The 19,151-nt window shown below is 58.6% G+C and carries 13 protein-coding genes and 1 pseudogene; 10 read left to right on the forward strand and 4 right to left on the reverse strand.

Annotated features, from left to right (window positions below; translation table 11 throughout):
- The 5 genes and pseudogenes from XH79_RS14580 (at nucleotide 1) to XH79_RS14600 (ending at nucleotide 5,504) form a co-directional block, all read left to right on the forward strand.
- Entirely contained in the window at nucleotides 1-1,170 is a 1,170-nt protein-coding gene (locus XH79_RS14580) for a Wadjet anti-phage system protein JetD domain-containing protein (RefSeq protein WP_271526459.1), read from the forward strand.
- A gap of 862 nt (nucleotides 1,171-2,032) precedes the next feature.
- Nucleotides 2,033-3,062 (forward strand): annotated as a pseudogene (locus XH79_RS14585) (IS3 family transposase); the annotation flags it as partial.
- A 1,049-nt stretch (nucleotides 3,063-4,111) separates the two neighbouring features.
- On the forward strand, nucleotides 4,112-4,414 hold the full coding sequence (locus tag XH79_RS43115; RefSeq protein WP_333920993.1) for a hypothetical protein: 303 nt from the start codon (nucleotides 4,112-4,114) through the stop codon (nucleotides 4,412-4,414).
- Nucleotides 4,411-4,542 (forward strand): hypothetical protein, encoded by a 132-nt coding sequence (locus XH79_RS14595; RefSeq protein ID WP_271526458.1) that lies wholly within the window; start codon nucleotides 4,411-4,413, stop codon nucleotides 4,540-4,542. The genes XH79_RS43115 and XH79_RS14595 overlap by 4 nt, the downstream gene beginning before the upstream one ends.
- Before the next feature lie 698 nt (nucleotides 4,543-5,240).
- On the forward strand, nucleotides 5,241-5,504 hold the full coding sequence (locus XH79_RS14600; RefSeq protein ID WP_128948411.1) for a hypothetical protein: 264 nt from the start codon (nucleotides 5,241-5,243) through the stop codon (nucleotides 5,502-5,504).
- 83 nt (nucleotides 5,505-5,587) lie between these two features.
- Here XH79_RS14600 and XH79_RS14605 read toward each other — a convergent pair whose 3' ends face one another.
- Nucleotides 5,588-5,797, reverse strand: a complete 210-nt coding sequence (locus XH79_RS14605; protein ID WP_271526457.1) for a hypothetical protein — start codon at nucleotides 5,795-5,797, stop codon at nucleotides 5,588-5,590.
- 322 nt (nucleotides 5,798-6,119) lie between these two features.
- Between XH79_RS14605 and XH79_RS14610 the strand changes: the two genes are divergently transcribed.
- The 4 genes from XH79_RS14610 to nolL all read left to right on the forward strand — a co-directional run bounded on the left by XH79_RS14610 (nucleotide 6,120) and on the right by nolL (nucleotide 13,212).
- Complete coding sequence (locus XH79_RS14610; protein WP_271526456.1) at nucleotides 6,120-7,415, forward strand: glycoside hydrolase family 28 protein; 1,296 nt, start codon at nucleotides 6,120-6,122, stop codon at nucleotides 7,413-7,415.
- Nucleotides 7,416-7,745: 330 nt separating this feature from the next.
- Complete coding sequence (locus XH79_RS14615; protein WP_271526923.1) at nucleotides 7,746-8,708, forward strand: pectinesterase family protein; 963 nt, start codon at nucleotides 7,746-7,748, stop codon at nucleotides 8,706-8,708.
- Nucleotides 8,709-9,155: 447 nt separating this feature from the next.
- Nucleotides 9,156-11,414, forward strand: coding sequence for a hypothetical protein (locus XH79_RS14620; protein ID WP_271526455.1), 2,259 nt, complete (start codon nucleotides 9,156-9,158; stop codon nucleotides 11,412-11,414).
- Nucleotides 11,415-12,132: 718 nt separating this feature from the next.
- The gene (gene nolL, locus XH79_RS14625; protein ID WP_271526921.1) at nucleotides 12,133-13,212 is read left to right on the forward strand and encodes a nodulation factor fucose acetyltransferase NolL; all 1,080 of its coding nucleotides are present in this window, start codon (nucleotides 12,133-12,135) and stop codon (nucleotides 13,210-13,212) included.
- 237 nt (nucleotides 13,213-13,449) lie between these two features.
- Here nolL and XH79_RS14630 read toward each other — a convergent pair whose 3' ends face one another.
- Together XH79_RS14630 and XH79_RS14635 are read right to left on the reverse strand one after the other, a co-directional pair.
- Complete coding sequence (locus tag XH79_RS14630; RefSeq protein ID WP_271526454.1) at nucleotides 13,450-14,739, reverse strand: carbohydrate porin; 1,290 nt, start codon at nucleotides 14,737-14,739, stop codon at nucleotides 13,450-13,452.
- Nucleotides 14,740-15,491: 752 nt separating this feature from the next.
- Nucleotides 15,492-15,926 carry a hypothetical protein gene (locus XH79_RS14635; protein WP_271526453.1) on the reverse strand — a complete coding sequence of 145 codons (435 nt, stop codon included), beginning with the start codon at nucleotides 15,924-15,926 and terminating at the stop codon, nucleotides 15,492-15,494.
- Between the two features lie 309 nt (nucleotides 15,927-16,235).
- On the opposite strand from XH79_RS14635, the gene XH79_RS14640 reads away from it, so the two are divergent.
- Nucleotides 16,236-16,820 (forward strand): hypothetical protein, encoded by a 585-nt coding sequence (locus XH79_RS14640; RefSeq protein ID WP_271526452.1) that lies wholly within the window; start codon nucleotides 16,236-16,238, stop codon nucleotides 16,818-16,820.
- A 422-nt stretch (nucleotides 16,821-17,242) separates the two neighbouring features.
- Here the strand turns inward: XH79_RS14640 and hemN are convergent, their stop codons facing one another.
- Nucleotides 17,243-18,580 carry an oxygen-independent coproporphyrinogen III oxidase gene (hemN, locus tag XH79_RS14645; protein WP_271526919.1) on the reverse strand — a complete coding sequence of 446 codons (1,338 nt, stop codon included), beginning with the start codon at nucleotides 18,578-18,580 and terminating at the stop codon, nucleotides 17,243-17,245.
- Nucleotides 18,581-19,151: the final 571 nt, after the last annotated feature.

A 19,151-nucleotide genomic window follows, 5' to 3' on the forward strand; every position in this document is an offset into this window, starting at 1 on the left:
ATGGCTCGGCGTTTCACGGATGCGATCGGCCTGTTGAACGACCTGCTCAACCGCTTCGAGGCCGGGGCCGCAAGCCCGATCGCCCACCCGGACTACCCCGCCTTCCCATCAGTAGTCGCGGCGGACGCCTTCCTGAAACAGATCAGGGAAGCCGAAAGTGCCGGCGCGGTCTCCATTCGCTGGGGGCGTGGCGCGAACCGAGACCAAGTGGCGCACGTGCGGTTGGTCTCGGCGGAGATCTTATACCGATATCTCGGCCGCACCCCGGCCTCACGCATCGCGGAGCATGCCGCCGTGCGGCTTGTAGCCGGGGCGGCGCTGCACGAGTCCCTGAAGAACAGCGGCTCTCAAATCGCAGAGGTGTGGGCGCGGGGTAAGACGTGGCATGGATTCGGTTCGTCCGACGTCGACACGCTGCGCCACGCATTCGTTCTCGCCCAGGCGATCCTCGATAACAAGCATCTGGACGTCGACTACAAAACTTTCTCGCGACGTACGGTGGGGCACAGCAAGATACTCGAGCGCATCGAGGGTGCCGTGGTCCGACTTTTGAGCGGCATGATGGACTTTCCGCCTGGCGCCCGCCCCCGCGAGGCACTGCGAGCGATCGGGCTGGAGCGCTTCGCGCCGCCCCTGCTGATCGCGGGCAAGATCGACCTCGGCGGAGCCGATCTTTCCAGAATATCTCCGCATTATCTCGGAATCACTCCCAAGGAAGCAGATCGCGTCCGGTTCCGGGAGCCGCCGGCCTACGTTTTAACGATCGAAAACTTCGCAAGCTTCAACCGGCACATCGCCGAGGCGGACCCCGGCCGATTAGGAACGACCATGTATGTCGGCGGGTACCCCTCGCTTGCCACCCAGCAGGCGCTGCGGACAATCGCAGGATTGGTATCCGAACAGACGCCGATCTTTCATTGGTCGGACATCGATCCGGACGGCACCTGGATCTTTCACACCATCGAGTGCGCCGTCGATCGACCGATCCGTCCCCACCTCATGAGCGTCCAAGTTGCCGAGCGTTTGGGCCAAGTGCCCTTCAAGAAATCGGCACCCGCTCGATGTCCACCGCACTCCGGTATCGCAGCTCTGGCAGCGTACCTGGCCAAAGATGGAGCCAAGACGCTCGAGCAGGAAGAACTCGATCCAGTCCTGCCAGAGTTTCATTAGAATATGCGCGCGGACGCTCGTGGTTGCGGGTTTGGCTGTCTCGCTCAAGACGTCGTTTGTTTCAAGCGCGACAACAGCACCGTCTGCAACTACGTGCTGCGGTAAAACCGACATCGTTTCTTCATAAAAACGCTCAACCGGCATTGGCATGCCGGTTGCTTGAAAATGTACGAAACCAGCTGTGACTATGATGCTCGTTCAGCATCCGGTTGAGGTATTCAGATGAAAGTTGTCCGCTTGATCGATGGTAGAGGTCTCCCCATGCGCTTTCCCAACGTGCTCCTGCCTTCGCGAACTCTGCCATCTTCGGATCGCGCTCCGGTTTGCCGGGCAGAAGCCGATTGTCAGTAAGGGGGCTCGCAACGAATGGTGGTTCTCAACAAGAACGCCAGCGTAAAAGGCGTCCTCAGGACGATCGCTTGGCATCGCTTTAGCCCATGGCTCAGGGTGGGGCATCCGCGACATGCGGAGCCTGCGTTCTTGAAGCTAAGTGCCCGCCTTGCATCGGGGCTTGCAGATGGTCAATGAGCTAATGCAGAACGATTGGGATCTTGAGAAAATACTCAGGCAACAGGACGAGCTCAAGGTCAAGCTGCTTCGCGCCCAATCGGTTGTCGCCGAATGTAAGGCAGGATTGGCGTATCTGGAGCGGAGGCTTGAGCGTCGAGCGGTCTCATCGTCGATCGATGAACGCCAGCGCAGCTCTGCGCCAAACAATTCAATACGCAACGCACGACCGCCCAAATCCCGAACCGTCGATGATCCTGTTGACCCGGATGCAGCCGTGGCGTTTCCGCCTCGATCATGGGACCGTTGAAAGCTGCCGCCGCGCACGTTGACGGCGACAGGTTTGGTCACGGACCTGGCGAAGATCTGCCGCAAGGCCGGGATCAGCCAGGCGACCTATTTCAACTCGAAGAAGAAGTATGACGGTCTGCTGCCGACCGAGATGCGCCGACTGAAGCAGCTCGAGGAGAACGGCAAGCTGAAGAAGCTGGTCGCGGACCTGTCGCTCGACAAGGAGATGCTGCAGGACGTGATCCGCCGAAAGCTATGAAGCCTGGTCGGAAGCGCATGCTGGTCGACGCGGTCCGCAGCGAATGGCAGGTCTCGATCCGCAGGGCCTGTGACGCTCTCGAATTTGACCGCTCGACCTACCACTACAAGTCCCGTCGCTCCGGCCAGGCTGCCCTCGAACAGAAGATCAAGGAGATCTGCCATGTGCGTATCCGCTACGGTTATCGTCGTGTTCACGTCTTGCTGCGTCGTGAAGGCTGGCGCCATGGCCAGAACAAGACGCGGCGGATCTATCGCGAATTGGGCCTGCAACTACGCAACAAAACACCCAAGCGCCGGGTCAAGGCCAAGCTGCGCGATGATCGCAGGCCGGCCACACGGTCGAACGAGACCTGGACGATGGACTTTGTCCATGACCAGTTGGCGAGCGGACACAAGCTTCGCGTCCTTACGATCATCGATACCTTCTCCCGCTTCTCGCCGGCGCTGGCGCCACGGTTCACCTTCCGCGGCACCGACGTGGTGGGGTGTTGGAAAGGGCCTGCAAGGAAGTGGGATTCCCGGCAACGATCCGCGTCGATCAAGGCAGCGAGTTCGTGTCGCGAGATCTTGACCTGTGGGCCTACCAGCGCGGCGTCACGCTGGACTTCTCGCGGCCCGGCAAACCGACCGACAACGCGTTCATCGAGGCCTTCAACGGCCGCTTCCGGGCCGAATGCCTCAACGCTCACTGGTTCCTGTCGCTTGCGGATGCCCAGGAAAAAGTGGAGACTTGGCGCAGATATTACAACGAAGAACGGCCCCATGGGGCGATCGGCAATCGACCGCCGATTTTGCTGCAAACCCACCTCGGCGCGACCAGCCCGCCAACGTGACAGCGGCGCAAAACTCTAGTTCTGGGTGGTCCAAAGTTCGGTCTCGCTACAACCCCAACGGGGACTCTACCTGCGGCTGGATGAAACTTCGGTGGCAGGTCATGTCGCGAACGGTATGAGCGTGACGCCGTCGCTGAAAACTGAACTCACGCGGAGATTGTGTCGGCTGTGGCCTTCAGCCGCTTGGCGGCTGCGTGGTCGAATTGGAGCGCTGATTGCTGCCGCCTTCTGTGATCCTATGATTCGTGAGTTGCGCGCGTTGTTGTCCAACCGTTGGCTCCTGCACCATGGGGCCGGGACCATCGTCGCACAGATCAAAAGCCCAGATCTGACCCGTTCGATTCTCGCAATTTTCTTGCCGGAGATATCGATCATCTGCTCAATCTTGCCGAGATGCAGCCTGCAGTGAGCGCAATCGGTAATGAAGCTCTCGGCATGTAGGTCACTCGTGCCCGTCGCGACGGTGCGTCCGAAAAGGACCTGGAGGCTATATCTTCACTCATCGGACATTTAGATCCGACACAGCTATCCGACGAATGTCTGCTGGCGGTCGCGCTTGATGAGTGCTTGCCGATCTACATGCGTCTGGAAGCTTTCGCCCTTCGTTCCACACCAGTGGACCCGCGAGCCATGCAGCAACAATTTGAAGTGACCGCAAACCGAAGATGCTACCAGGAGGCGCGGCAGACCTCTGTCGGCCACAAAGCAGTACGTTCTATCCTTGAAAGGCCCGCCCTATGGTCCATTGTCCTTAGTCCTAGGACAAAGGACGGAAGCGAATTTGTATGAAAAGTCAAGACCTTGTTGTATTGCTTAAGCTCGTGAGCCTTGAGTAGGCCAAGAATGAGCGCGATGCGCATCCTGGGGAGGCTGCGTATCACGCTGACCCTTACTCAGTACGCAGCCTGGAATCAGCCCTTGGTATCAGCAAGACAGAGATCAATGCCTCGATCAACCGGAGCCTTTCGTCGGGACTTGCAGTCAAAGATCGGGAATCCGGCCACGCAAAGCCTAACCGCCGCAATCTCCATAATTTTGTGGTGCACGGATTGAAGTTCGTTTTTCCGGCTAAACCGGGTGCGATGACCCGGGGCATCCCCACCGCCTTTGCAGCCGCCCCCCTTAAAAATCTGCTTATCAGCGCAGGAGAGTACATTTATGTCTGGCCGTACGCAAAAGGCAAAGACATGGGGCAGGCGGTAGAACCGCTGTACAAAAGCGTACCCCAGGCCATTCAAAAAGACGATCGTCTGTATGAATATCTGGCCCTTATCGATGGTGTCAGGCTTGGAAATCAAAGGGAGGCTGGGTTCGCGGCCGAGCGTCTATCGGAAAGGCTTCTCAGAAAATGACCACCGTTAAAGGCGGTCATGAGGATTTTGACCATTTCCTCGGCGGGAATATCAAGGGACCTGAAGGCCGGGTCGATATTGTACGAGAGCGCTTTGTCGCCATAGGCCAGAGCGATGCTGGCGAGTGAGAGGGGAATGGAGATCAACTGGCGCAGTGAGCAAGGAAAGAGGACGCGCGATAACCGGGATTGCGGGGGAGTCGGAGTGCGCGCCGATGCCGTGTTATTTCTCCTTAATGTCGTAGATTGGTACGTCGCCACAGACGAAGCCGCAACGATAGAAAGCCTCAGCGCGTAGTTGCGCCGCGCTCATCGCAGTTTATCTCCGCGGTTTCCGCGCGACAGCGCGAGCTACGTGCTCACCCACTTAGCGAACAAAGGGACGGCGCTCGTTATGCATGCTGGCGATTGTATGTTAGGAAGCCGCGAGCAAACCGGCGCGGTACATTGGTTCACCAAGCCGCATACGCTGGCCAATCCGATAGGTGAAGTCCCGTTTGACGAGATTGCCAGGAGTCCTGCCAGTCCGGCATCGCGTGAATGATACTGGCTGACGATGTCTCCCAAGCGGTCGGCTCCGCCGAGGTCGATCTTGCCCGCGATCAGCAGGGGCGGCGCGAAGCGCTCCAGCCCGATCGCTCGCAGTGCCTCGCGGGGGCGGGCGCCAGGCGGAAAGTCCATCATGCCGCTCAAAAGTCGGACCACGGCACCCTCGATGCGCTCGAGTATCTTGCTGTGCCCACCGTACGTCGCGAGAAAGTTTTGTAGTCGACGTCCAGATGCTTGTTGGCGCGGAGAGCGAGCCGCTGCGGGAGGTGAAGCCATGGATGGAGCAGCTCATCTCGGATATCGAATCCAATGAGCTGCGCCAGTATGAACGGCAGGCGCGGGATGCGGCGGAGAAGGCGTCCACCCCGCTGCGCGGCGAGTTCATCAATGCGCTCACGGCCCGAATCGGAAAGATGCGGTCCTGGAGGTGTCGGCTAACGGCGGTCAACTTAAGTCCGGACGTCAGGCGGAGCGTTGCCGGTGCGAATGCAATCCAGTCGTCAGCTTTTCGAAAGCTTCTCCGAATACGCACAGCCCACTGATCTCAGGACGGGAGGCTGGCGTGGACTCGCACAATTTCGCTATATCCAATGCTGCCTCTCCGCCATCGGGACAGCAAGCCGTTCTAGACGATCAGCAAGCGAACCAGGCGGAAGAAGATGCCTTTGAGCAACAATTGGATCCAGCACGCGTGGCCGATCGAATCGGCCTTGCCCGGCGCCCCGGTCGCAAACCGCGGTTGAATGTCTCGCGCGAGGATCATGATTACATTCAGCTCGCTAACACGCTCTTGAAGCAGAACAAGCGCGTAGGTATGGCCTTGCGGCCGCTTCAAGAACAGCGCGGGGGTTCAACAGCAGCAGTCAGGGTCAGGCGCTTGCGTGCTTCGGCTCCGGGCCGTACTGGGCGCGCGCCAGTTGCTCGAAGTGACGCTGATGCGCCGCTTAGCGAACCCCTCAACCAGCAGCCGGCAAAGCTTCTGCGGTGTCTAGTGCAGTGAGCGCCCTGTCGGTTCTTGTGGCCGGGTGTTTTCGGTCGAATAAAGCGCAAAGGGTGCGCCTGCGCGGGCCACTGACGCGCGCGACGGCTCGATCGAGCTAGCGCTCCAGACCAGACAGGGCCGGGGCGGGGATGCGTGACAAAGTACGAGGAGGTCAATGACAAAGCGTTTTCGCAACTGCGCCCTACTGTCCACACTTATCTCCATGGTTGTCGTCCCCGCCGCGAAAGCGCAAGACCGCCGGATTATCACCGAACCTGTTGCACCTCATACGGTGTGCGATCGCCCCGTTCCGTCTGGCAAGGAAGATACGACCACGTTGCAAGATGCAATCGACCAATGCCACTCCGGGGCCGCTGTGTATTTAGGGCGTGGCGAGTTCCGGTCGGGCCCACTTGAGATGAAATCGGGCGTGACCTTATGGGTGGGGCGCGGTGCGATCCTGACCGCCATCCCCGAGCCTGCTGCTTACGACAAAGGCCTCGGACAATGTGGTCGCGTTGCAGGCAAGGGTGACGGTTGCCGGCCGTTTATCAGCTTTTCCAAAACGCGTGGCGGTGGCATCTACGGGGAGGGCATCATCGATGGTCAGGGCGGCGCAACGATTGGCGGCGGAGCGGAAACTTGGTGGCAGCTGGCGCGCCGCGCCCAAGCGGAGGGCGGCAACCAGAACGCGCCGCGCTTGATCCAGATCGATCATGCGCAGGATATTACGCTGTCCGGTGTCACCTTGCGCAACTCTCCGAATTTTCATGTCGCGATGAACCGGGTCGAAGGTGCCACGTTTTGGGGCCTCACGATCGATTCACCGGCGGATGCCCGCAATACGGATGGTATCGACCCTGGCGCCAGTCAGGATGTAACCATCACCCATAGCTCGATCCGTACGGGTGACGACAACGTCGCAATCAAGGCCGGCGACAATGGCTCGAGCAGCCATATCTCGATCATTGATAATTATTTCGGCTGGGGGCATGGCATGTCGATCGGCAGTGAGGTGAATTCCGGGGTCAGAGACATATTGGTGCGTAATCTGACGCTCGATGGTACGACGTCGGGCCTGCGCATCAAGAGCGATGTTAGTCGAGGCGGTCTCGTCGAGAGCGTGACTTATGAGTACGTGTGCCTGAGGGGCAACCGGTGGCCGCTAGCTTTCGATACAAAATATGATCCGCGCGCACAAGGCACGAGGGTTCCGGTCTATCGGCAAATTGTTCTCCGTCACGTGCATGGCGATACTGGTGTGTTGCTGATGCGCGGCTTAGACGAGGGGCATAAACTTGACGTGACACTCGAAGATGTCCGGTTTGCCAATTCCGCGACTTGGCAGGTTGAACATGTCAAGGTCACCGCAAATCACTCTGACGTATCGCCGCCGCTGCCCGGCCGAGCTACACAACCGCTGCGCGGATCGGAGGTATGTTCCAGGGCATTCCGCGATGGCAATCGGTAAGCACTACCCCCGGCGCCGAACTCAGGTGGTGAGTTCCGCGTCCGGGCCGGGCACTGGTGTTGACGAAGGTCGGCCTTATGTCCCGAGTTGGTTGCAATTGGCCGACGATTGCGGAGGGCCGAAAAATGCGAAGGTGACGTGCAGGTTCTGATTTGGTGATGAAAATCTCTTGTCCAATGTGACGGCTATCCTGCTGAGATACGCTCTATCGACTGCGTCGAGCGTGCCGCTGGCTCAACGAGTGTAGGATCCATGCGTATTTTCGTTTCCTCCGCTGTGCTTCTGGCGGGATGTTTCTGCATCCCCGCGGCGTGCGCTGAGCCACTGTTGGTGTCGCATGCCGGAAGTGCAGACTATCACTCCGTGCAGCAGGCCATCGACGCATTGCCGGCGGAAGGCGGAGATGTCCAGATCGCGCCAGGCATCTATCGCGAGAAGGTCAAAATCTCCAAATCCGGTGTTCATCTCTCAGGGACTGGTAGCAATCCGGAGGATACCGTTATTGTGTATGGCGACAGCGCGATCAACGTAGGAGGAACCGCCCGCTCGGCTACGCTGGATGCCACTGGCGATGACTTTCGGCTCGAGAACCTGACCATCCAGAACGACTACGCCCTCAATCCGGTCAATCCACCCTCGCAGGCGGTCGCGCTGTCCCTTACCGGAGACAGGGACGTCGTTACGCGTGTCCGCTTGCTCGGAGCCCAGGACACGCTGTTTGCCGGCAAGGGACCAAACGGCAGAATGTCACGGCAATACTTCTCGAACTGCTACATCGAAGGGCACGTCGATTTCGTATTTGGCAACGCCAAGGCCTGGTTCCGGCGGTGTGAGTTACACGGCATCGCCAATCAAGCGGTCGTCTTTACCGCTCAGAGCAAGGCTGCACCGGATGAGGACAGCGGCTATGCTTTTGATCATTGCACCTTAAGTGCCGACCCTGCCGCGCGCTATATCGCGCTTGGCCGCCCCTGGCGGCCGTACGCCACAGTGGTCTTCCTGTGGACAAAGATAGAAGCACAGGTCATTGCGGAAGGCTGGCGCGAATGGACTCCCGGCAAGACCAACAACTTGAGCACCAGCTATTATGCCGAATATAGATCCTTCGGGGTCGGGGCTAATCCCTCAGGGCGCGAACCTCACTCCCATCAACTGACAGATGGCCAAGCCGCGAGATGGTCGCTGGGAGCGTTCTTCGGGGGTGCCACAGATTGGCTGCCAATGGAACCATATCGATGGAAGAAAAAGCAAACGCTCACGGTGGGGGGACGACGGCGATCCTCGGATGAATGATGGAGGCGAGCGGACATAATTGAGAGTGGTGTGCAGCAACGAAACTGCTGGGAGTGTGAGGGGCAGCGCTTCGGCTGTTACGCCACTTTTAAGAGAGCTCGTTAAGACGCTCCATCTGCCAGCGCGCGTTACATCGGATCGCGGCTGAGTGAACCCGGCCGTGATGCTTGAATTCCTCGCACAAGCGACGGGCGATCCATCGGTCTTATCGGTTTACGAATTTCGGCGATTGGAACAGGCCTGCGAAGAGCTGCGAAAAATTGGAGTGCCCCGTCCTGTCGCCAGGCGGCGCCCATGCGAGGCTGTTAATCGCGGAGCAATGTCCTGATCTCGTCAGCTTTCCGAAAGGTTGCGGCTACAACAATCGACAATCGTTTTCTTCGTAGACGATCTGCTACCAGGCAGTACCGATTGCTGTAGGGCTTATACAAACATGAGGAGAGCAGGGTGGATCCGGTTGACCCATTCTTCGATTTAGGAGCCTGGATGCGGGAGTACGCCGCGCTGCAGGGGCGGACCGCGCAGCGAGGGGACAACTTAAGTGAGCACGGTGATTTTGAACGGCAGCTGGAGGGTTTGCATCTCGATCCCTCTGATGAGAGCAAGTCAAGTTCGCCTGATCGGGCTCCCAAAGGAGAGGGGCGAGCAGTCGGGCGGGAGAATTTCGGCGGGTCGATGCGGGTGCCGCCGCACTCGGCTTTTAGAGAGAGTGCGCTGGGCGACAGGCGCCGGAGCGTAGACATTCCCAGCTTTCAGCTTCCCGCTTCGGCGCAAGTGCCGCAGCCTAGTTTGCGAGATGATCTGTTCAGCAGCGCTCGCTACAGCTTTCCGTACGCAGAGTCTGCCGCGTCGGCCAAGAGCGGAAAAAACGGCGGATTATGGTCACGCTTCAAGTCGGGAGTCGGCAAGGCTTTTGGCGGGAGCAGCAGCGAAAAGTCCTCGCGCGACGCGGGACAGGCGGACACCTTTTCCACGAATCTTCGCATTGACTACGCTAGGCAGCCGGGCCGGACGCGCGGGGCGCCTGTCCCTGACGCGGACGAGGTGCTGATAAAAGATTTCAGAAACAACGCGGCGGGTAAGCTCACCGACGGCACGATCAAGAATGCGGCAGCCGATCTGCGCCATTTGAGCGTGCGCCTGAGCACGGCCGGCAGGCCCTCAATTGCGGATCGAATTCGCCGAGAATTGGAAAACGCGCAGCAGGACAACCCGCAGGTGGAAAACGAGCAGCTGGAAGCTGAACTCGATCAGGATGTCGATACCTACGCAAAGGACCGCAGTACGCGCATCAAGGCGGCCTTGAAGAAGCTCCGTGAGGTCTGTGCCGGAAACGCCCTGGCGCCTGATCTCCGCCGACTGGCTCCTCACGGCGCGGACGCAACCCTCATCGGCATGTGGGCGACGGCGGAAAAGGCAACACGCAGGATCGAGCCGGAGACGATCGACAGGCAAGCTCGCCGCATGTCTAGGCTGAGTGAGTGGCTGCAGACGAATAATAGGCCACCGATGGCCGGCCGACTTTCCACCCCCGAGTTTGTCCGGGATCTCGAGGAGTACAAGCGCGAAACCAAGGATAAGAAGATCAACGCTGATCTGGTCAAGCTTGGCCAATACGCGCAAATCCTGGAGGCGAACAGGGCGCTTGGATTGAGGCCTCCTGAGGATCCGGGCCAGCCTTCTCGGCAAGCTGCTCGACAGCCGCATTCACTGCAGGATCCTCCCGCAACGCCAGGTAGCCCGAGCGCGGGAGCCTGGGATTGGCGTGGCGAGCAGGTCCACGGGCCCAACATCTTGATGCCACCGCCGCGCAGCCACTGGCAGGCCGGTTCGTCGCAGCAGCTTCCCGCAACCCCGGCGACGCCGAGCGCCGGAGCCTGGAACTGGCTTGGCGAGCAGATCCACGGACCTGCCTCACCAGAGCCAGCGCCGCACTGGGCCGCGCAAGCGCATCCGCCACTTGAGCTTCCTGCTACACCGGCCACCCCCAGCCAGGGAGCCTGGGCCTGGCTTGGGCAACAGATGCAAGACCCCGCATCGCCGTCGTCCGTGAGGCCTCGATCGTCAAACATCTACGGCGGTCTGGATTCCTTCGTTGATCTGGATCCACCCACACCGCACGACTTGCGTGACGATGCGCGCTCTGCGCCAGCATCTGAATTTGCAGCCGCTTCGTCGTTCGCAGGACCGCCAGGGGCGGCTCCGGAGCTGCGGGATATAGGAGCGATCGTTGGCGCCGGCTGGCGCCACGGCTCCCAGGCGGCTTCAGACGTGTTGATCGATGTATTGGGCAATATCCATCTGCTGCCAAACCAGTTCGGGCCAAGTCAGTTTGTGATCAATGGGGAGCGCTATTCGGCGACGCTTGGACCGGGAGGCCGCAGGGATGTTCGCCTGATCCATCATCCCCGCCTGAGCCAGCCGGATGAACCTGGCCCGTCTCAGTCGCTCCACCGTCCCCGGCCGATCGTGCCAGCGGCGCAATCCGGTGAGGGGCCCGTTGATCTTGGGTATCTGATCCGCGGGGGCTGGGAGCACCGCGAGCGATTCCTGCCGGATTATCTTGTCCGCGCCCTCGAAGGCCAGCGTATCATGCCCGAAGTTGGGCGCCCAACCTATTTCGAGATCCGCGGAGTGCCTTACAGGGGCGAATTGGAGGAGAGCGAAGGCCGCCAGCGCGTGCGCATATATCCTGAACGTGGCTGAAGAGGCAGCAGGACGGCAATCGGGCTTTCGGCGGGGCAGCTCGCGTAAGGCGTTCTATGCGAGGCCTTTGGCAGGCGATGGATCTGTTGCAGGGGCACGTAGAATCTGCCAAGGGATTCTACGAATTTGGTGCATGCCCGGACTTGCTTTCTGCATCCCTGATCCTTTCACATAGTCCGACAATTCTTGTCTTGAAAACCGCAGCTACTACAGATCGAACGAATTCGTGATCGATGGAGCACCGCGCCGAGTGCAGGCGATGGACAAGCGCCAAGAACATGGCCACCAAACGAAAGTTTGCTGACGAAGGCGTTTCCTGATGGCGGCCCAAATTCTTCGGCGGGCGCGGTACTTCGCAACGCATAGCTTAAGCCTTCACGCGCAGCTCAGTATTGCGCTATGTAAAGTCTCCTCGCGCTGCGCTGCAAACACCTGGCCTGCTCGGGAGCAGAGTGCAAGGTCCCGCTGAACCAGGGAAGCCGATGAAAGCGAGCTTGGTGCGACAAAAATCGATAAACCATCGTATAGCTCGTTTCCCCCTTTCTTTCGGTCTTTATCGCACAGTCAGCTATTGGAGCGTAGACTCTCGGTGACAATTGTCTCCGCTGTCATCTGATATCTCGATTTCCATGCAAACAGACTACGCAACACGTGCCCTTAACAATAGGTGTTGGCCAACCCCGAGCATGTATTCGGCTGGCTGCATAAGTGTGCCGAGATGTTGATACATCAAGTAACAGGAAAGGTTGTGCCTGAGACAGCGTACGATCGCGATCTCGCTTTGGACTTCATCAAAGGAGTTCTCATCATTTTAGTGATCGTTGGTCACCTGATCCAATATATCCTCTACCAAAACGCAGGATTTTGGGATTCGGCATGCTTCAAATGGATCTACATGTTCCACATGCCCCTCTTTATGGCGATAAGCGGTTATCTTTCTTGCCGAGCGCTACTGGTAAAGTCGTTCACGCAAGCTATCGGCGATCGTGCGACGCAGCTCCTGGTGCCGATGCTGTTTTGGTGCTCTCTTCTGGCGTCATTGAAGTTTACCGTGTTTCCCCGATCGACGGACGCACCAGGCACCGTTTTGCAGTTCCTGAATGAGTTCGTCGGCACATACTGGTTCGTCTGGGCCGCGTTCATTTGTTTCATTCTCGCTAAAACTATTTCGATCTTCAATCGTTGGTCGCCCTGGGCCTTGTTCGTATCCGTCATTCTGGTCGTGCTTGCGCCTCTGACTTTCTCCATATTCCCTCTTATAAAGTATATGTACCCGTTTTTTTGCCTGGGATTCTCATTTGCGCAGTCTAGAGAACGGTGGACGAGCATAATGCGCTCTCACAGGCCGTTCTTGATTATGTCTGCCTCGATAGCGGCTATGATGTTCTTTCTGGCCTGGCGTAACGATACTTATGTCTACAACAACCTCGCTTTGGTCCAGGATTTGCAGTCGGCAAAAAATGTTCTCCTGATGTTTCTCGGCTCCGCAGCTGCCTCAGTGATAATGATTGAGATCCTGCTACGATGCTGGAATATTGGTCACTCAAATCGGGTGGTCCGCTTTATCGCCGCGAAATTGGGGCCGAGCACGCTCGTGCTGTACTTGATTCAGGGTACGGTATTCCGTCTCATGGATTCCATACAGTATGGAGAACTTTGGGACCCCACAATGAGGTCTGCCGCGGCTGCATTTCGCGGGACAATGATTGTTGCCGTCGCGCTAGCGGTTCGCTGGAGCGTGGGCGACATTCCTTATCTGTCCCAGCTCATGCTCGGAGTGCCACCCCGCTCACACTGAGTAGCTGTAACCGAGATCTGATCGGGAGGCTCTCGCAAACCATCGTAGATTGCAGGGTGTGAACCTGCTGTCAGGCGAGACAATCTGGAAAAATGTCCTCGAAAAAAGGGTCGTTGCCCCCACGTAATTTGCTTCCCTCGAACGTTTAGCGCAGGTGCGGCCGATCGCTTCAAGGGGCGCGAAGGTCCGGTCCCAATGCGTCACGATAACGTCGGAGCAGAACGGCGCTTGCCATGATCAGAAGAATATCAACGTAGATACCAACAGATTGAGTGCGTGTTCCGTTTGGGGCGTATGTGTGATGCTTGTCGGGTAATGAATGTATGACAGTCCGACGCTTGCATATATCCCCGGAGCGAGATGCGCGATGTATGTTCCCGTGACTGCTGTGCTATCGCGGTGCGCAAGCTGGCCTTTTGCCAGAGCAGCATCCACTGCAAGCTTACTCCAGGCCGTGTTGGTCGCAACGAGAGCAATCAGATCACTGGGCCGGTTATCAAAAGGTCCCTTCGCGTAAAGACGAAGCTCGTAATACCGGCTGATCCTGTTGCGCTCAGGTGGAGCTCCCATGACGGAGAAGCCGCCGTAGATGCCGCGAGACGGCGACCCAAGGGCGTCACTCTGCCACAGCTGCCTGTCCGCAGCGATGTAGTGAAAATTATTTCCGGTCTCCCTTTGTTGCTTGGGATCCGCCAAATTCGTGTAGCGGCTACTGTTCAAACCAACGCCCGCCCGCAGCCACGTGTCGGGTACGCCGGGAGCAGCCTTGCTCTTGTAGCCAGCTTCTTCGACGAGAAGGATGCCTGCATTGGCCGTGCTCCATTTCAAGCCGGTGGGATTCTCGGTTATATGGGCATAGGCACCATCTGGACTGATTGAGCGCTGGACGGAGACCTTGTTGTACAAGCGAGCGTCAAAATTGTACTTCAAGTTGGCCGCGGGCGTCGGCGCGGCATTGGTGCTCATCCCAGCCTGGAACAAGGCAGACATGTTCGATCCTGTCATCCCTCCGAACAATGTGCCGGTGAATTCATTCTGGTTTCTGAGGTAGCCAAGTTTGAGTTCTAGTGTCCTGTCGAAGAAAGTCTGATAGTAGGCGAGCGTATTGAGTCCCACTCGATCTGGCCCTGGGCGATCCCACGTCCAGTATTGCTGCTCGGCTCCTACGACAATCTGTCCGTCGGCAATGCCAAACCGGCTCAGATCGTAGGTGACGATCATGAGGTTCGCCGACGCGATAGTCGGATTCTGGCCCATATAGAGCTGGTTTGCGATAGTGCTTCTGGCTGCATGCGGTAGCTGGTTGCTCGCAAAGGAGTTATGTGTCCACCCGATATAGCCGATGCCGACGTCCGCCAGAGCAGATCTAACGCCCCCCTTGTCCTGATCAATCGTATCTGCAGGACCAGGGATGGGGAACCACAACCCTTTTTCACGCAGATTGTCGTACCTTTGGAAGGGATCGACGGTTTTTTGCGGTCTCGTCTGAGCAGCCCTGTCCGCATTGGCGCGCTTCTCGAAACGCACTCCGGGACCTGCTGCTGGCGCCGGGGCAGGAGGGCGGATTGCCTGAGGGATCAGGTCGATCGGGAGCTTTGCGGCCCGGTCGGGAGTCTTTCCTCTTTTGCTGGCCTGATCCAGAGGGGGGTTACTAGGATCAAGTCCGCTCGCAGTTTGTGCCAGTACGGAATTGCCGACCAGACAAGCCGCTAGCGAAAGTGCGCTAACAAGCCCAGATTGCTTTCCCCTTGGTCTTAAATTGAAAGAAAGTGCTGCCGTAGCCGAGTATGTCCGAGGCGAGGTCGTCGCAAGAAGGCAATCAGGCATGGCGTAGTTCGGGTCCATGTCTGCCGGCCATGAATAGATTGAAATGCGGCCTGATTGGCCCGGAGTGAGCTCCCGGCCCAGTGTGGCACGCGCCTGCTTCCACATCGTCATTGCGTGCGCAGCCAAGCAATCCAGAATTCCTCCGCGGCGGCAGTCTGGATCGCGTCGTTCGCTCCTCGCAATGACGAGCAAGCGGCATCGTCGGCGTCGTTTCGCGTCCGAGGGTGAGGGGGAAGAGCCAGAACTCGATCTATCCGAACAGAGCCACTCAGGCGTCCTGAACCTCTCAGCTCGCGGCGCGATGATGATCTGGTCCGAAACTTTGCTTGTGCATGACGCCGGTGCGCCGAGAGCCAGCGGAGAGCGCTGGCTCGGCAAATGCTCGCGAGCGCGCGGGGGCTTGCTGCCCTGGCCACCAGAACATTGCGAATGTCCACCTAGCTCACTGTGAGTCAGGCGAGTCTGGCGGTGCCGCGCATCTGCATCGAAGGCGGCTCTCTGGACCAAACGGCAGCGACCAGAAAGCAAGGCTCGCCGTGCAAGAGGCTTGGCTTTACGAAGCGCTTCATTGGTATCGTTGTCAGAGAAACACGAGACGATCGGCGGGCTCGAAGGCCGAAGAGCCTTTGAATTTGCCCGCGCGGCAGCCACACCACAACATCCAACGTGATGGCCCAGGAGATCGGAGGAATCAGCCATCGAGCAGCTTTGGCGGATATCGGCGAGTAGTTGCTGGCTGCCGTCGGCGCGGCAAAACCTGTCTTGCATCCAAAACCTTGATGTGCGCGGCGTTCGTTGGTCACGCTTGCCACGTGCCCGTCATCTCGAACAACCTGCCGGAACTGGTAGTTGATCAGGTGCAATGTTTGCCGGTCCAATCGCGCCATTGCGGCTCGGCCGATCAGCCGTGGCGCTTACGTGGCGCGTCCCAGACAAAGTTGCTGGTCTGGGCAATGCGTGAGCCGGGCTCCATCGAACACTTGCAGGAGTCCGTGGACGGTTTGCATTCGTGCCTGGGCGCAGTAAGAAAATCGACAAAGACGAGAACCATTGCTCCTTGGTGGCGCTATCAGGGAGAACGCGCGCAAATTGTCGCGCTGCGTTGCTCGAGAAGGAGCGTTTCATAGGAGCAGGCGCAGCCGATCGGGCAGCTCGCCAAGATTGATTATTGTCGACGCTGGCAGCTCCTGGAGCGCGTGAGCATTGCAGTCTATCGCGTCGACAAAATGAGCCTGCTGGAATGGGATCTTGAGCGAGGGACAATGGATTTGATTGATCTGGCGGCCGCTTCAGACTTGCGGCCGCTCTTGCGCGGGCCGTCAAGACGGCTTCTCCCGGTTTTGGTGCTCCCGCTTATCCTCGTCGGCTCGTGTGCTGCTGGCGCCTGGCTTTCGGCTAACCTTGACGAGCCTGTCGAGACGCCGGAAAGCAGGGAAGTCGTTTCAACGATGAGCCTGCCACCGGAGGACAGGGCATCCTTGTCCGAGATAAAGTGGGCACAGCAGAAAACTGGTGATGAGATCGCAGAACTCAACCGCCGGATCGATGCCCAGCGGGATGTCCTCAAAGGGATCCTGGATCGGATCACCATGCTGACTTCGCGGATCGATGCGCTGCAGAGTTCAACACCTGTCCCTTCTGCTGCTTCCGAGCCTCCTTCGTCGCCAGGCCCGGCTGTTTCGAGCGTCGCCAGGAAACGCTTCGGGCGGTCCAAACCACGGGGACCTGTTTCCGTCGGAGGCGCGCCAGTGATCGCCGGACCGAAGACAGCCGAGCCTTGAGTCTGAGATGCTGCAGGCGTGGTCGAGTGTCCAACTGTGCTCGAGGAGGTGGACCGTAGCTTCGCAAAGCTCCATCCAGCCGTAAAATTCCCGACGCTGGTGCGGGCGCCGGCGTCTCCAGCGGCACGTCGCTGAGGCCGTCACCATTATCAAGAGCGCTCAAGGGGAGGGGGGCAGAGCCCTCTCGGCATGATCGAGCGGTGGCCCTGAACGGCGGAATCCGCTGCGCCTCTCCTCCAAATCGGCTTCCTTTTAGTCAGTCCTCCCGGTTTAGGGCCATATCTGAAAGGTCGTTGTCATGACACCGCCGCTGCATCCTCGAAATCTGGCCTGTCTGCCGGAGGTGCCTCTGCCGGAGGTGCCTCTTCAGATCATTCCGTCGCGAAGAGCTTAAATGTTTGAAATCTGCTCACATGCGCGGCTTAGTTAATAGGGGTACGGTCGAGATAGGTGTCGAATGCGGCAGCAACAGCACGAATGAGAAACCGGTGTTCCTGCTTGACCCGAATGAATCCCTCTTCAATGTCCACTATTCCGTCGTCGGCGAGCATTCCCAGCCGGTTGGCCGAATTTAGAAGAGGAATCGGATCAAATCCGTGAGCAGCACAGATCGCTGGTACGTCGGCCTGCAAATCGCACATCAGACGCTCGATAATTGCGGCGCGGAGGCGATCTTCGGGGGAGAGGCAGTAGCCTTTTGAGGTTGCCGGACGACCAGCCTGAATGTGTTCGTGATAGGAGGCGGTTGCGATCTCGTTCTGGACGTAACCCTCACGCAGACGGCCGATGGCTGACGGACCTAAGCCGATTACGGTTTTGCAGGTATCAGCCGAATAGCCCAGGGAGTTGCGGCGCAGCCGACCCGATTTCTGCGCGAGCGCGAGCTCGTCGTTGGGCAGGGCGAAATGGTCGAGCCCGATCTGGCGGTAGCCGGCCGAGACCAGCGTATCTGCAATGGCCGCGGCTTGCTCGGCGCGGGCGACATTGTCCGGCAGCGCCGTCTCATCGATCTGGCGCTGACGCTTCATATAGGAGGGGACGTGAGCATAGCCGAAAACCGCAAGCCGGTCTGGCCGCATGGCCAGAGCCGTCCGTGTAGAGTCCACGCAAGACCGCACCGTCTGATGTGGGAGTCCGAAGAGGAGGTCGAAATTGATGCGGCTTATCCCATGCTGGCGAAGAGTTTCGACGACAGACACCGTCTGCACCTCGCTCTGCACGCGGTTCACCGACCTTTGAACCACCCGATCGAAGCTTTGCACGCCGATGCTCGCGCGATTGACGCCGGCCACTTGTAATGTTTCGACCATCTCCGCCGTGAACGCACGTGGGTCGATTTCTATGGCAATGGTAGCTGATTTGCTGAACGCGAAGCGGCGTCGCAGGAGACCCATCAAGGCGAGGAAATCGGCCGGTGCAATGGCGGTCGGCGTCCCGCCGCCGAAATGCACGTCGCTGACCCGCAGAGCCCGAGGCGCTTGCTCTGCGACCAAAAGTATCTCGGCATGCAACGCCGCCAAGTAATTGCGGATCGGTCGCTCGCTGCGCGTGAGGCTTGTAGGGAAGCCGCAATACCAACAGATAGAACGACAGAACGGAACATGGATGTATAGCGACACGGGATCGTCGGGCGGCAGCCGCCTCAACCACGTCTCACAAGTCTTGGCACCGACAGTCGCGGAGAAATCCGGTACGGTCGGGTATATGGTGTACCAAGGCAGGCGAGCGTCGCAATATTTGTTCAGAAGAGACGTCTGCAAAGCCCAACTTTCTCGTGATCCAGCGGCATGAAGCTGACCGATGCCCACTGTTATGTCTTTGCGTTATGTCAAAGGGGTCTAACGGTCCCTGAGGTTTGGCCTGCTTTCGATGTCACTGCCAAACGCAGCGTAGGGGTTCAGGCCTGGAAGTGAGAGCCGCTCGTCCGCGATTATCTGGACGTTTATGGTGGCATATGAATTCCTAAAAGGACGCTCGAATTGGCGCGGCGTGCCGCGACTAGCCGCGCGCAGTATCAATCGCTCATCGGGCAGCGTCGTTTCCGCATTCCCTGGCGTGCTACCTCTTTGCGACGCAAACAGGGATCTTAAAACCTCAGCAGGGCAGCTGAGCTTGTTGCTGTTCGACCCGGCTTCCCGAGGAAAGGTCGACGTGGTTGCTCTGCAATGCCTCCCGTTCAAGGCCGGAGCGTCACGGAGATAAGTGACTTGCTAGATCAGAGCGCGATGTGCGATTGCAGCACATGACGCTACGTGCGATTCAAGTCTTTTGGAGCAGCTCACGAAAAACTTTTTTTGGTTTCAAGCAAAAATCAATGAGCCTCAATTCCGC

Source organism: Bradyrhizobium sp. CCBAU 45389 (genome assembly GCF_028128625.1).
In the GTDB taxonomy this organism is placed as follows: domain Bacteria; phylum Pseudomonadota; class Alphaproteobacteria; order Rhizobiales; family Xanthobacteraceae; genus Bradyrhizobium; species Bradyrhizobium liaoningense_B.

Coding starts and splice junctions, on each gene's coding strand:
- XH79_RS14580 (WP_271526459.1), top strand. CDS start 1: ATGGCTCGGCGTTTCACGGATGCGATCGGCCTGTTGAACGACCTGCTC.
- XH79_RS14595 (WP_271526458.1), top strand. CDS start 4,411: ATGACCACCGTTAAAGGCGGTCATGAGGATTTTGACCATTTCCTCGGC.
- XH79_RS14600 (WP_128948411.1), top strand. CDS start 5,241: ATGGAGCAGCTCATCTCGGATATCGAATCCAATGAGCTGCGCCAGTAT.
- XH79_RS14610 (WP_271526456.1), top strand. CDS start 6,120: ATGACAAAGCGTTTTCGCAACTGCGCCCTACTGTCCACACTTATCTCC.
- nolL (WP_271526921.1), top strand. CDS start 12,133: ATGTTGATACATCAAGTAACAGGAAAGGTTGTGCCTGAGACAGCGTAC.
- XH79_RS14635 (WP_271526453.1), bottom strand. CDS start 15,926: ATGGCGCGATTGGACCGGCAAACATTGCACCTGATCAACTACCAGTTC.